This is a genomic window from Streptomyces californicus, assembly GCF_000717645.1.
Lineage (GTDB): Bacteria > Actinomycetota > Actinomycetes > Streptomycetales > Streptomycetaceae > Streptomyces > Streptomyces californicus.
In genome coordinates, this window is record NZ_JNZZ01000010.1 from 59,826 (window position 1) to 73,490 (window position 13,665).

The 13,665-nt window shown below is 74.0% G+C and carries 12 protein-coding genes; 5 read left to right on the top strand and 7 right to left on the bottom strand.

The genetic code is table 11. The features are described 5' to 3' along the window. Positions 1–4: 4 nt before the first annotated feature. The 3 genes from IF19_RS0115150 to IF19_RS0115160 form a co-directional block, all read right to left on the bottom strand. Positions 5–577, bottom strand: coding sequence for a GNAT family N-acetyltransferase (locus IF19_RS0115150; protein WP_050493996.1), 573 nt, complete (start codon positions 575–577; stop codon positions 5–7). Between the two features lie 104 nt (positions 578–681). After that, the gene (gene glpK, locus IF19_RS0115155) at positions 682–2,199 is read right to left on the bottom strand and encodes a glycerol kinase GlpK (RefSeq protein ID WP_030112319.1); all 1,518 of its coding nucleotides are present in this window, start codon (positions 2,197–2,199) and stop codon (positions 682–684) included. Between the two features lie 28 nt (positions 2,200–2,227). Beyond that, positions 2,228–3,073, bottom strand: a complete 846-nt coding sequence (locus IF19_RS0115160; RefSeq protein ID WP_030112320.1) for an MIP/aquaporin family protein — start codon at positions 3,071–3,073, stop codon at positions 2,228–2,230. A 298-nt stretch (positions 3,074–3,371) separates the two neighbouring features. Between IF19_RS0115160 and IF19_RS0115165 the strand changes: the two genes are divergently transcribed. Further along, positions 3,372–4,298, top strand: a complete 927-nt coding sequence (locus IF19_RS0115165; protein ID WP_030112321.1) for an AEC family transporter — start codon at positions 3,372–3,374, stop codon at positions 4,296–4,298. Positions 4,299–4,534: 236 nt separating this feature from the next. On the opposite strand, the gene IF19_RS0115170 is transcribed toward IF19_RS0115165, so the two are convergent. The 3 genes from IF19_RS0115170 to IF19_RS0115180 all read right to left on the bottom strand — a co-directional run bounded on the left by IF19_RS0115170 (position 4,535) and on the right by IF19_RS0115180 (position 7,664). Next, a complete protein-coding gene (locus IF19_RS0115170) occupies positions 4,535–5,644 on the bottom strand; it encodes an ABC transporter substrate-binding protein (protein ID WP_030121026.1) in 1,110 nt (369 codons plus the stop codon). 250 nt (positions 5,645–5,894) lie between these two features. Further along, positions 5,895–6,989, bottom strand: a complete 1,095-nt coding sequence (locus tag IF19_RS0115175; protein WP_030121027.1) for a hypothetical protein — start codon at positions 6,987–6,989, stop codon at positions 5,895–5,897. A gap of 108 nt (positions 6,990–7,097) precedes the next feature. Next, positions 7,098–7,664: a TetR/AcrR family transcriptional regulator gene (locus IF19_RS0115180; RefSeq protein WP_030112325.1), complete on the bottom strand. Its 567-nt coding sequence runs from the start codon at positions 7,662–7,664 to the stop codon at positions 7,098–7,100. Between the two features lie 360 nt (positions 7,665–8,024). Between IF19_RS0115180 and IF19_RS0115185 the strand changes: the two genes are divergently transcribed. The 4 genes from IF19_RS0115185 to IF19_RS0115200 are packed head-to-tail and all read left to right on the top strand — an operon-like array spanning position 8,025 to position 12,898. Continuing rightward, the gene (locus IF19_RS0115185) at positions 8,025–8,603 is read left to right on the top strand and encodes a (2Fe-2S)-binding protein (RefSeq protein ID WP_030112326.1); all 579 of its coding nucleotides are present in this window, start codon (positions 8,025–8,027) and stop codon (positions 8,601–8,603) included. Beyond that, positions 8,600–9,592 carry an FAD binding domain-containing protein gene (locus tag IF19_RS0115190; protein WP_030112327.1) on the top strand — a complete coding sequence of 331 codons (993 nt, stop codon included), beginning with the start codon at positions 8,600–8,602 and terminating at the stop codon, positions 9,590–9,592. Before IF19_RS0115185 ends, IF19_RS0115190 begins: the two co-directional genes overlap by 4 nt. Beyond that, on the top strand, positions 9,589–11,736 hold the full coding sequence (locus tag IF19_RS0115195) for a xanthine dehydrogenase family protein molybdopterin-binding subunit (protein ID WP_030112328.1): 2,148 nt from the start codon (positions 9,589–9,591) through the stop codon (positions 11,734–11,736). The genes IF19_RS0115190 and IF19_RS0115195 overlap by 4 nt, the downstream gene beginning before the upstream one ends. Further along, complete coding sequence (locus tag IF19_RS0115200) at positions 11,729–12,898, top strand: XdhC family protein (protein ID WP_030701629.1); 1,170 nt, start codon at positions 11,729–11,731, stop codon at positions 12,896–12,898. Before IF19_RS0115195 ends, IF19_RS0115200 begins: the two co-directional genes overlap by 8 nt. Here the strand turns inward: IF19_RS0115200 and IF19_RS0115205 are convergent. Next, positions 12,885–13,574, bottom strand: coding sequence for a TetR/AcrR family transcriptional regulator (locus IF19_RS0115205; RefSeq protein WP_030112331.1), 690 nt, complete (start codon positions 13,572–13,574; stop codon positions 12,885–12,887). The two genes, IF19_RS0115200 and IF19_RS0115205, sit on opposite strands and share 14 nt — an antisense overlap. Between the last annotated feature and the right edge of the window lie 91 nt (positions 13,575–13,665).

Here is a 13,665-nt window from a genome sequence, read left to right on the forward strand (position 1 = left end):
CCGTTCAGTCGCCCAGGACGCGCTCCCACAGCAGCCCGTCCCGCCAGGCTCCGTCGAGGAGGATCGCGGCGTGTGCGACGCCGTACGGGGTGAACCCGTTGCGGCGCAGCACCCGTTGCGACGGCAGGTTCTCCAGGTTGGTGGACGCCTCCACCCGGTGCAGGCCGAGTTCCTCCCGCATCACCCGCAGGGCGAGCCCGACGGCGTCGCCCGCGTGTCCGCGGTTCTGGGCGACGGTGGCGATCCAGTAGCCGAGCGAAGCGCGCCGCAGATGCGGCTGCGGCAGGATGCCGCCGACGGTGACCTGACCGATCACCTCTCCGTCAAAGAGCACCACGCCCGGCCAGACCGTGCCGGCCCGGTGTCCGGCCAGCAGCCCCTCGATCCGCTCCGCCTGCCCCCGGGCGGTGAAGTAGTCGGGCGGCTGGGCCGGCTCCCACCGCCGGAACGCCTCCGCGTCCCGCACCCGGTGGGCGGCGATCGGCGCGGCGTCGGCGGGCTCGATCAGGCGGATCGTGGTGCTGGTGCTGGTGCTGGTGCTGGTGCTGGTGCTGGTGCTGGTGCTGGTGTCGGACATGCGTCGGGCCGGTCCTTGTCGGAAGGGGACGGGACCGGCCCAACCTACGTGCGGGGATCCGGCCTCACCCGCACGGGTGGGGCCGGACCGGCCTCGGCGACGGGTCAGGGCACCTTCACCCAGTCCAGGGTGCGCTCCACCGCGCGCTTCCAGCCCTCGTACCCCTCCGCGCGCTGGTCCTCGGTCCACTGGGGCGTCCAGCGCTTCGACTCGTGCCACTGGCTGCGCAGTTCGTCCGTGTTCTGCCAGAAGCCGGTGGCGAGTCCGGCCGCGTAGGCGGCGCCGAGCGCGGTCGTCTCGGCGACGACGGGGCGGCTGACCGGGACGCCCAGGACATCCGACTGGATCTGCATGCAGAGGTCGTTGGCGGTCACGCCCCCGTCCACCTTGAGCACGTCGAGATGGACCCCGGAGTCCTGCTCCATGGCCTCCACCACGTCGCGGCTCTGGTAGCAGATGGCCTCCAGAGTGGCCCGCGCCAGATGGGCGTTGTCGTTGTACCGGGCGAGGCCGACGATCGCGCCGCGGGCGTCGGAGCGCCAGTACGGGGCGAACAGGCCGGAGAACGCCGGGACGAAGTACACCCCGCCGTTGTCCTCGACGCTGCGTGCCAGCTCCTCGCTCTCCGGCGCCGACTTGATGATCTTCATCTGGTCGCGCAGCCACTGCACCGCGGAGCCCGTGACGGCGATGGACCCCTCCAGCGCGTAGACCACCGGGTCGTCGCCGAACTGGTAGGCCACCGTGGTGAGCAGGCCGTTCTGCGAACGGACCAGCTCGTGGCCGGTGTTCAGCACCAGGAAGTTGCCGGTGCCGTAGGTGTTCTTGGCCTCGCCGGGGGAGAAGCAGACCTGGCCGACGGTGGCCGCCTGCTGGTCGCCGAGGACGCCTCCGATCGGGACGGCGGCGCTCAGCGGCCGGGACGTACGGGTGGAACCGTAGGCGTCCGCGTCCGAGGACGGGTTGATCTTCGGGAGCATCGACCGGGGGATGCCGAAGAAGCCCAGGAGTTCGTCGTCCCAGTCGAGGGTCTCCAGATCCATCAGCATGGTCCGGCTCGCGTTGGTGACGTCGGTGGCGTGGATGCCGCCGTTCGGCCCGCCGGTCAGGTTCCACAGGACCCAGGCGTCCGTGTTCCCGAAGACCGCGTGACCGGCCTCCGCCGCCTCCCGCACGCCGTCGACGTTCTCCAGGATCCACTGGATCTTGCCGCCCGAGAAGTACGTCGCCGGCGGCAGCCCGGCCTTGCGGCGGATGACCTCGCCCTTGCCCGAACGCTCCAGCTTCGCCGCGATCGCGTCCGTGCGGGTGTCCTGCCAGACGATGGCGTTGTAGTAGGGCCGCCCGTTGCGGCGGTCCCACACCACCGTGGTCTCCCGCTGGTTGGTGATCCCGATGGCCGCCAGATCGGTCGGGGACAGACCGCCGTACCGCAGCGCGTTCTGCATGACCGAGTTGGTGCGCTCCCAGATCTCCACGGGATCGTGCTCCACCCAGCCGGACCGGGGCAGGATCTGCTCGTGCTCCAGCTGGTGCTTGGCGACCTCGTTGCCGCCGTGGTCGAAGATCATGAATCGGGTGCTGGTGGTCCCCTGGTCCACCGCGCCGATGAAGTCCGCCATGATGTGCTGCCTCTCCGGCCGGTGTGGGTCAGTCCTTGCCCGCCGGGACACGGCCCGGCGGTTCGGGCTCCGCGGACGGCAGGAAGCGTCCGACGAAGACCTTGTAGAGGCCCGCTCCCAGCAGACCGCCGATCAGCGGGCCGATGATGGGCACCCAGAAGTAGAGATTCCCGTACTGATCGCGCCACGCCCCGCCGTACCCGGTGAGGAAGCTCGCCAGCCGGGGCCCGAAGTCACGGGCCGGGTTGATCGCGTACCCCGCGTTGGTGCCCCACGCCATACCGATCGCGACCACGATCAGGCCGATGACGAACGGCCCCAGGTTCGAGCCGGGCGGGGTGTTCAGCAGGTCGGTGACGGCCAGGATCAGCAGCAGCAGGATCGCGGTGCCGATGACCTGGTCGCGGAAGGCGCCCCACTCGTGCACCGGCAGTGCCGGGTTGCCGTTGGCCGGCAGCGTGGAGAACACCGACTGCGTCTTGATGGTGTGTCCGGGGTCGGCCTTCGCCAGCGCCTCGCTGTAGTTCCAGCGGACGACGAGCGCGGCCACGAAGGCGCCCGCCGTCTGCGCCAGCGCGTACGGGGCGACCTTCTTCCAGGGGAACCCCTTGAACGCGGCCAGCGCGAGCGTCACCGCGGGGTTGAGATGCGCCCCGCTCAGCCGCGCCGCCACGTAGACGCCCAGCGTGACGCCGAGCCCCCAGGCCCACGCGATGCTGTCGTGGTCCCCGAGTCCGCCGGCCGGATCGGTCAGGGCTCCGCCCGCCGCCACCTGGGCCACGACACCGCATCCGAAGAGGATGAGGATCAACGTGCCCGCGAACTCGGCGGACAACTCACCGAGCAGTCCGGACTTCTTGCGTGGTTCGACCATGGAAGCTCGCCCTCCGCCGACGGCGCCGGCTGTCTCCTACCCGAGCAGTGTCAGCAGGCTAAGCCGATTCGCGAAAGCGGGCATATCGGGGCGAATTTCTGAGCAGGCGGGCAAGGGCGGCGGTGGACTGATCAGGTGAGGGCCGGGAGGGCATCAGCCGGCCGTCGCGGCCGCACGGCCGGGAGCGCCCGTACGCCGGTCACCCCGGTTCAAGGACCGCCGCACCCGTCTGAAACGCTGGCCACCCGCTCACCAGGCCCGCTGTGCCGCGCGCCCCCGATCCACCAGCTGGGAAGACATGCAGGGAGTCCTCACCGGATTCACGGTGATCGCCACCGTGATCGCCGTCGGATACGTCATCGGGCGGCGCGGATATCTGGGGCAGGACGGCCGCACCGTACTGACCCGGCTCGCGTTCAACGTCGCGACCCCGGCCCTGCTCTTCACGATGCTGGCGGGCGCCGACCTCTCCGTCGTCCTGTCCGGGCGCCTGCTGGTCACCGCCGTCGCCATGGCCGCCACGGCCGGGATCTTCGCCGTCGTGGCCCGGTTCCTCCTGCGCTGGCGGGCCGACCGGATCACCATCGGCGCCCTGTGCTCCTCCTACGTCAACGCCGGGAACCTGGGCATCCCCATCGCCGTGTACGTCCTCGGCGACGCCTCGCTCGTCGCCCCCGTCCTGCTCCTCCAGCAGATCGTGGTGACCCCGCTGGCCCTGACGGTCCTCGACCTCAGCCGCCCGGGGGAGCCGGTGTCGGCCGCCCGGCGGCTGACCACGCCCCTGCGCAACCCGATGGCGATCGCCTCCCTGGCCGGGGTCGCGGTGGCGGCGTCCGGACTGCCCCTGCCGGGGCCGCTGCTCGAACCGCTCGTCCTCATCGGCAACATGTCGGTCCCCGCCGTCCTCCTCGCCTTCGGGATATCCCTGTACGGCGGCGAGCGGCCGGGGCGCGGGGAGGACCGGGGCGCACTCCATCTGTCCGTCGCCCTGAAGTCGCTCGTGCAGCCGGCCGTGGCCTGGGCCGTCGGCGCGGGACTGTTCGGACTGCGCGGCGAGGCGCTGCTGGACGTCGTCGTGATCGCCGCCCTCCCCGCCGCCCAGAACCTCTTCACCTACGCCACGCACTACCGGGTGGCCGAGCGGTTCGCCCGGGAGTCCGTCCTGCTGTCCACCCTGCTCTCGGTCCCGGTGCTCTTCACCGTCGCGGCGCTGCTGGGGCCCTGAGGCGTGTTCCGAGAAACGACCTGATCACTGGGGACATGGACCTGGACTCCACCGCGGCCCGGGCGCACCAGCACGCCGAGGATGCGCGGAAGAGGGGGTCCCCGAAAGGAGCCGCCCGGCGGCGTCGCCGTCGAGCCGGACGACCACGGGCTCGGCCGCTCGCGCGGCGGCCGGCCGCCCGGGTTCGACAAGGCCGACCACAAGGAGAGGCACGCGGTGGGGTGCGGCGTCAACCGTCAGCCGGCGTGGAGGAGCCGCAAGCGGTCGGGTTCCGCCGGGTCCCGGTCGACGACTTGGGCGGGTGCCCAAACCCATTGCCACACGCCGATGCCCGGCGTGCGGGAGAACCGGATCGGCCCGCGGGTGCCCTCGACCGCCACGCGCGGCCATGACGCGGCGACGGCCGCCCGGTCCGTGCCGTGGGAACGCAGCACCGCGGCGAGGACGGCGACGGTGTCCCAGCCCTCGAAGGCGACGAAGGAGGGCGCTTCGCCGAGCCGCTCGCGGAGCTCCTTCCCGACGCGTTCGCCGAGCGGACCGAGGCGCTCGGGCAGGTAGCGCAGGAACGGGACCCCGGCGCCGTCCTCGCCCAGCGCCGCGGCCCATTCGGCGAACTCCGGTTGTCCGGCCGGCGCTCCGATGAGGATCTCCGCGAGCCGCCGGTCGCTCCGGACGGCCCGGACGACCGGCACCGCCGGCTCCGGGTGGCCGACCAGCAGGAGGAGCGCCGTCGCGCCATGGTCGACGAGCGCGTCGCACAGGGCCTCGGGCGTGAGCGACGCGTCGAGTTCGAGGACGGTGCCGCCGCGGGGGGCGAGGTGGTCCCGCAGGACGCGGGTCCCGGACGTCCAGTAGACGCTCGGCTGGGTCGCCACGGCGATCCGGCGCCGGCCCGCGCCGAGGAGGAAGTCGGCGTAGATCCGCCAGCCGTGGGACTGGGCCGGGGCCAGACGCGCGACCCACTCCGTCGGCTCCTCGGTGAGCGCGTCGAGCACCGCGGACGAGCAGAGGAACGGCACGCCGAGGGCGTCGGCGCGGGCGGCGGCGGCGCGGGCGACCACGCTGTGGTACTCACCCACCACGGCGGCCACGCCCAGGTCGGCCAGTTCGTCCACGGCCGCCGCGGCCCGCTCCGGATCGGCCGCGGTGTCCCGGACCACCAACTCCAGCGGTCTGCCGTCGATCCCGCCGGCGTCGTTGACCTCACGAACGGCCAGATCGAGTCCTGCGAGCAGGTGCCGGCCCGCCTCGGCCCAGCCGGGCCGCGTCAACGGGACGAGAGCACCCAGGCGGATGGGCGACCCGCCCGTGTGCTCCGCTCCGGACGGCGATGGTGGCGTGTTCATCGGGTGGCGTCTCCTCGGGGGCGATGCGGTCGCGGTCTGCCCGGATCGCGCGTCGGCCGCTGACGGTGCGCGATCATCGCGTCCCGCCGGGGCGGACCCGCCCGGGTGAGCATGCCGGTCATTGGATCCAACACCCGCGCCCCTGCGCAACCGGGATTCTCCGCGCTGAGCTGCCGGGCTTCACCGTCATCGGCACCGGCGGGCCCGCGCCCGGACGGCCGCTTCCGGAACGCGCCCCACAGCCCGTCGGTCAGGAACGCGTCGCGGTGTCGCAGCGCCCGTCCTCCCGCTGCCGGTCCTCGATCGGCCCGCTCCGGTCGTATGGGTCGACGGACCGCCCGTCGTCGCTGGCGGCGCCGGTGCGGTCGACGCGGAAGGCGGGGTGCAGATAGCCGTCATGGACGTCGCAGCCGCCGTTGGTGGTGTCCAGCTTGTAGGAGACGATGGAGAACGTCCCCGGCTCCGTGACGATCTTCTCCGGGTCGTCCCAGTTCACCACCGTCTCGCGGCGCACGATGACGCGCGCCACCTCGTCGTCGTTCCCCGAGGCGCGCCTGACCGGGTAGACGTAGGTGACGTCCGCGGAGACCCGCACCGCGCCCTTCTCGCCCTCCCGGAAGGAGATCCGGCCGCGCGTCCTGACCACGTCTCCGACCGGACGGACCTCGGCGGAGCGGAAGCGGCTGAACAGGAGGAGGGGGTCGTTCTCGCGGTCGGGCGCGGTGAACGCCCTCTTGAGGTAGGCCCGGACGTCCGTCTGGTGCGGGTTGACGAGCGCGATGGCCTTCTCGGGCTTCTCGCCGCTCAGCACGGCGGAATCGAGGCTGGAGGAGACGAGGAAGTCCCGCGTCCGCTCCAGTGCCCGGGCCACCTCCGCCTCGCTCATCCAGCCGGTCGCCCGCGCCTGCGGCAGATGGATTCCGGCCGCTCCGTCGCTCCAGCGCTCGGCCGGCGATCCTCTGAACGGCTCGGCCGGCGTGGGCTCCTGATCCGAACCGCCCGCTGCGGGCGGCCCGTCCGGGCGCTCCGACTCCGCGGCGAGCGGGGTGGTGTCCGCCGTGCCGCCGCCGTCGGACAGGCCGGGAATCCGCCCCGGGGCGGCGAAGACCGCGATCAGCAGCACCACGGCGACCGCCAGGCCGAACACGTACCAGCCCTTGCCGCGCCGCCGGGCCGGGGCGTACGTCCGCCACGCCTCCGGGCGGCCCGGCTCCTCCTGGAGCCGCCTCGTCACCATCCGGGCCCGTGCCGACGGCTCCTCGGGCGCCCCCGGGCTCCCGGCTTCGGACTCCCTGAGGAAACGCTCCCACTCGTCGTCCGGTATGGACGTCCCGCCCCTGCTCAACCCGCCGCTCCCGTCGCCCGGTTCGCCCCCGGGCCCTCCCCGGGCCCCGGCGTCGTACGGGGCATCATCACACGGGGCGGTGACAGCGGGCGCCCGGCCGGTGGCCGGTCACCGGCCGGGCGCCCCCGCGCGCAGGCCGTCCATGACGAGGTCCAGGAGCCGGCCCGCCCTCGGCTCCCAGTCCTCGTGCGGATCGATCTGCCACAGACCGGCGATGGCGAGGAAGAAGTCGTCCGGACTCACCCCGGGGCGGACGGCTCCGGCGGCCTCGCAGGCCTCCAGGAGCGTCCCGGCGGCGTCCATGACCGGGGTGGGCCCCGGCTTGGCGGGACCGCCCGGTGCGCTGGTGACCAGCCGGATCGCGTCCGCCAGACCCGCCTTCGTCATGGCGAAGGCGGCGAGGCGGTCCATCCACTCGCGCAGCGCCCGCTCGGGCGGACGGTTCTCCAGCAACTCGTGGGCGGCCTCCGCGACCTGGCGCATCTCATAGCGGTACACCTCCAGCACGAGCGCCTCCCGGTGCGGGAAGTGACGGTAGAACGTGCCCTGCCCGACGCCCGCCTTCTTCGCGATGGCGCTCAGCGGTACGTCGGCGCGGCGCGTCAGCTCCACCGTGGCGGCCCGCAGGATGCGCTCCCGGTTGCGCTGCGCGTCCGAACGCCGGTTGCGCCGCACGTCCGGGGGCGGAGGAGCGGCGGAGTGCGGGGGAGCGGCGGAGGGCGGAGTAGGGGAGGGGGGCGGAGGAGCGGCCGGGCGCGCGGGAGCCCCGGAGCCCGCGGGGGCGTCCGGGCTCGGGGGAGCGTCGGAGCTCCGAGTGGTGCCGGAGCTCGGGGGAGCGTCCTTCTTCGGCTGCGACACGGTGCCTCCTCGCGGGTTCGTGGCCGAAACCCGTCCTTGTTAACCGGACAGCTGTCCGTTACGTTCTCCAGGTAAGCGGACAGCAGTCCGGTTAGGGCTACCTTACTGCCGACCGGGGCCGCCGGTCACCGGCCGACGCCCCGGTTCCTCGTCACCCGACACCAGAGAAGGCTGAACATGGCCCCAGCGACCTCGTCGACGTCCAGCGCCATCACCCTGAACATCAACGGCGAGAAGCACCACCTGCCCGTCGACCACCGCACCACCCTGCTCGACGCCCTGCGCGAGCGCCTCGACCTCACCGGCACCAAGAAGGGCTGCGACCAGGGGCAGTGCGGAGCCTGCACCGTCCTGGTGGACCAGCGGCGCGCCGTCTCCTGCCTCACCCTCGCGGTCGCCGCCGAGGGGCGCGAGATCACCACCATCGAAGGCGTGGCCGAGGGCGACGAACTGCACCCGGTCCAGCAGGCGTTCCTCGACCTCGACGGCTACCAGTGCGGCTACTGCACGCCCGGCCAGATCTGCTCCGCCATCGCCGTCATCGAGGAACACGCGGCCGGACGGCCGAGCGCCGTCACCGAGGACCTCAGCCCCGAAGCGGCCCCGCAGCCGCTGACCCCCGAGGAGATCCGCGAGCGGATGAGCGGCAACCTGTGCCGCTGCGGTGCCTACGTATCGATCGTCCGGGCCGTCGCCCGCGCCGCCGAGGCCCACGCCGAGACCCGCACCGCGGGCGCGAAGGAGACCACCGCATGAGGGAGTTCGGCTACCAGCGAGCCCACGACGTCGCCGGGGCGGTCGCCCTGCTCGCCGCCGACCCCGACGCCCGCTACCTCGGCGGCGGCACCAACCTCGTCGACCTGATGAAGACCGGCGTGGAGCGCCCCGCCCGGCTCGTGGACGTCCGCGAACTCCCGCTGGATCGCGTCGAGTCCACCACGGACGGCGGCCTGCGCATCGGGGCGACCGTCACCAACAGCGACCTCGCCGCCGACCCCGACGTCCGCCGCCGCTACCCGGCGCTCGCCCAGGCCGTACTAGCCGGAGCCTCCGGCCAGCTGCGCAACATGGCGACCGTCGGCGGCAACCTCCTCCAGCGCACCCGCTGCGGCTACTTCACCGACCTGGCCGCGCCCTGCAACAAGCGCGCCCCGGGCGCCGGTTGCTCCGCCGTCACGGGCGAGCACCACAACCACGCGGTCCTCGGCGCGAGCGACCACTGCGTGGCCGTGCACCCCTCGGACATGGGCGTCGCCCTGACGGCCTTCGACGCCCGGATCTCCTACGAGAGCCCCGACGGCCCCGGCGAAGCCCCGATCACCGACTTCTACCTCCCCGTCAGCGACACCCCGCACCGGGAGACCGCGCTGCCGCCCGGCGCGCTGATCACCCACGTGACCCTCCCCGCCGCGCCCGTCGCCGCCCGCTCCCGCTACCGCAAGGTGCGCGAACGCGCCTCGTACGCCTTCGCCATCGGCTCCGTCGCCGCCGCGCTCACCGTCGAGGACGGCGTCGTACGCGAAGCACGCCTCGCCCTCGGCGCCGTCGCCTCCCGGCCCTGGCGCGCCCGCGCCGCCGAAGCCGTCCTGACCGGCGCCCCCGCCGACGGCGCCTCCTTCGCCGCCGCCGCCGACGCCGAACTCGCCGCGGCCCGGCCGCTGCCCCACAACGGATACAAGGTGACCCTCATGCGCAACCTCGTGGTCTCCGTCCTGACCGAACTCGCCGGGGAGGACGCCCGATGACGACCACCACCCCGGGCCCCTCCGCCCTCCGCGGAGCCGTCGGCACCGCCCACACCCGGATCGAGGGCCGTGACAAGGTCACCGGCGCGGCCCGCTACGCCGGCGAGATCCCGTACCCCGAGCTGGCCCACGGCTGGCTCGTGCTCTCCACCGTCGCCCGCGGCCGGATCCTCGACGTGGAGACCGGCCCGATCCTCGCCATGCCGGGCGTGCTCACCGTGCTGCACCACGGCAACGCCCCCCGCCTCCACACCGACTACATCGGGATGCTCGGCGTCCCGCCGGACCCGACCTCCGCCGTCTTCCAGGACGACCGGGTGCCGTTCGCCGGCTGGCCGGTCGCGCTCGTCGTCGCCGAGACCCCCGAAGTGGCCCGGGAGGCCGCCGAGGCGCTGGTGGTGACGTACGAGCGGGAGCCGCACGACACCGAGCTCGTCGCCGGGCACCCCGGGGCCTACGCCGCCGACGGCCACATGCCGGCCGAGACGGAGAAGGGCGACCTGGAGGCCCGGCTGGCCGACTCCGCGTTCGTCGTGGACGAGGAGTACACCACCCCCGAAGAGCAGCACAGCATGATGGAGCCCCACGCCGCCACCGCCCGGTGGGACGGCGGCCGGCTGGAGGTCGTCGACTCCAACCAGGGCGCCGGCTGGGTCCAGAGCGAGCTGGCCACGATGTTCTCGCTCGACGCCTCCGCCGTGCGGGTGCGCTCCGAGCACATCGGCGGCGGCTTCGGCAGCAAGGGGCTCCGCGCCCACCAGGTGTCCGCCGTGATGGCCGCCACCGCCCTGCAGCGCCCCGTACGCGTCGTGCTGACCCGGCGCCAGACGTTCTCGCTCGGCGGCTACCGCAGCCCCACCGCCCAGCGGGTCCGGCTCGGCGCGGACCCCGACGGCCGGCTCCTCGCCCTGGAACACCGCTCGCTGAACCAGACCTCGACGGTGTACGAGTTCGTCGAGCCCAGCGCGGGCGTCGCCCGGGTGATGTACGACGCCGAGGCCCACCGCACCGCCAACCACGTCGTACGCCTGGACGTGCCGTCCCCGACCTGGATGCGGGCGCCGGGCGAGGCCCCCGGGTCCTTCGCCGTCGAGGTCGCCCTCGACGAACTCGCCGCGCGCGCCGGCCTCGACCCGATCGACCTGCGCCTGCGCAACGAGCCCGAGGTCGGCCCGGTCTCCGGACTGCCCTTCAGCAGCCGCAACCTGGCGGCCTGCCTCCACGAGGGCGCGCGCCGCTTCGGCTGGGCGGACCGCGACCCGCGCCCCGGCGTCCGGCGGGACGGCCGGTGGCTGCTGGGCACCGGCACGGCGGCGGCCTCCTTCGGCGCCGGCGCCGCCCCGTCCACCGCCCTGGTCACCGCCGAGGCGGACGGCTCCTTCACCGTGCGCATCACCGCGGCCGACATCGGGACCGGAGCCCGCACCGCGCTCACCCTCATCGCGGCCGACGCGCTGGAGACCACGCCCGACCGCGTCCGGGTCCGCATCGGCGACAGCGACTTCGGCCCCGCGATGATCGCCGGCGGCTCCATGGGCACCCGCTCCTGGGCCTGGGCGGTCACGGCGGCCGCCGCCGACCTGCGCGAACGGCTCGCCATGACGACCGGGATCCCGCCGGAGGGGATCACGGTGCGGTCCGACACCACCGAGGCCCTCGGGGCCCTCGCGCAGAAGGAACGGCACTCCTACGGGGCCCAGTTCGCCGAGGTCGCCGTGGACACCGCCACCGGCGAGATCCGGGTCCGCCGCATGCTCGGCATCTTCGCGGCGGGTCGCATCGTCAACCCGCTCACCGCCCGCAACCAGCTCGTCGGGGGCATGACGTGGGGCATCTCCATGGCCCTGCACGAGGAGGCGGTCCGGGACCGGAACACCGGCGGCCACTACGCCCCCGACCTCGCCGGCTACCACGTCGCCACCCACGCCGACGTCCCGGACATCGAGGCGGACTGGGTGGACGACCACGACCCGGACGACCCCGTCGGCATCAAGGGCGTCGGGGAGATCGGCATCGTGGGCGCGGCGGCTGCCGTCGCCAACGCGGTCCACCACGCCACCGGCGTACGCCACCGGCACCTGCCCATCCGGCCGGACCGGGTCGTCGCCGCGGCGGGGTCCGCCGGGGGTGCGGTGGATGCTTGACATCGCGGGCGAGCTGCACCGATGGATCGAGGAGGGCCGGGAGTTCGCCGTCGGCACCGTCGTCTCCGTCGGCGGCAGCGCCCCGCGCGGCCCCGGGGCCGCCCTCGCCGTGGACAGCGCGGGCACGGCGATCGGCTCGGTCTCCGGCGGCTGTGTGGAGGGCGCGGTCTACGAACTGTGCGCCCAGGCCCTCCAGGACGGCGGGACCGTGCGCGAACGGTTCGGCTACAGCGACGAGGACGCCTTCGCCGTGGGGCTGACCTGCGGCGGGGTCCTCGACATCATGGTCACGCCGGTACGGGCCGACTCTCCGCAGCGGGAGGTGCTGCGGGCCGCGCTGGCCGCAGCCGTCGCCGGCGGGCCGGCGGCCCTGGCCCGGGTGGTGGACGGCCCGGACGCGTTGCTGGGGCGGGCGCTGCTCGTCCGGGCCGACGGCTCCGCCGAGGGCGGACTCGGCGGCCACCCGGAGCTGGACCGTACGGCGGCGGCCGGGGCCGCGGCCCTGCTGGACACCGGCCGTACCGGCACCATCGCCCTCTCCGAGGACGGCTCGCACTGCCCCGGCGGGCTCACCCTGCTCGTCGAGTCCAGCGTGGAGCCGCCCCGGATGATCGTGTTCGGCGCGGTGGACTTCGCGGCGGCGTTGGTGCGGGCCGGCAAGTTCCTCGGCCACCATGTGACCGTGTGCGACGCCCGGTCCGTCTTCGCCACGGCCGCCCGGTTCCCGGAGGCCGACGAGGTCGTCGTCGACTGGCCCCACCGCTATCTGCGGCGCACCCGCACCGACGCCCGTACCGTGCTGTGCGTCCTCACGCACGAGGCCCGGTTCGACGTGCCGCTGCTCACGGAGGCGCTGCGGATGCCCGCCGCCTTCATCGGCGCGATGGGCTCGCGCCGCACCCACGAGGACCGGACGCGGCGGCTGCGCGAGGCGGGGGTGAGCGACGGTGAGCTGGCGAGGCTCCGTTCTCCCATCGGGCTGGACCTCGGAGCCCGTACGCCGGAGGAGACGGCCCTGTCCATCGCGGCCGAGATCGTCGCGGCCCGGCGCGGCGGCACGGGCCGCCCGCTGACCGGGGGAGCGGAGCCCATCCACCGCGAGCCGCGGGCCGGGGCAGCGGAGCCCGCCCACCGCGAGGCCCGCGCCGTCACTCCGGGCTGAGGCCGGCCCGGACCTCGGCGACGACCGAGGCGACGAGCTGGTCGAACTGCTCGTCCGGGGTGGGGAGCGGCAGCGCGGCGGCCTCCCGGAGCGTCGGGATGTCCAGGTCGGCGTGGGCGGCGAGCCAGTCCTCGGGGACGAGCCCGCTCCGGCCGTCCCCGGCCCGGTCCGCCGGCCCGTCGACCAGGAGGACGAAGGACAGCACGAGCAGAGAGAGCCGGCGGTGCGCCGCCAGCGCCGCCGGCAGCTCCAGGCCCACCTCCCGCAGGAGCCGCAGGAACTGGTCGAGGTTGCGCAGGCGGTTGGGGTGGACCGAGGCCGGGGGCGTGTCCTCGTCCAGGGAGACCAGCAGGGCGCGGGGCCGTCCGCGGTAGAGCGCACGCAGGGAGGCGGCGTACGCGGCGACGGACTCCTGCCAGGTCGCGGCGTGCAGCGGGGGCGGGTTCCAGGAGGTCAGCAGGGCGTCCACGGCCAGCTGGACGACGTCCTGCCGGTCCTCGACGTGGTTGTACAACGCCCGTACGGTCACGTCGAGTTCGGCGGCGAGGGCGCGCATCGTGAGAGCGGCGAACCCCTGGTCGCCCGCCATCTCCAGAGCCTTGGCGGCGATGATCTCGCGGGTCAGGACCGGGCGTCCCTTGCGCGTGGCGGGGCGGCGGCGAGGCGTGGCGGGCATGACGACAGGGTACGGCCCGCTTGAACTTCACACATGTTGACTTTAGTGGGGCGGCCCTTCACGCTGGCCACGTCACGGGTCGTCCGGGCGG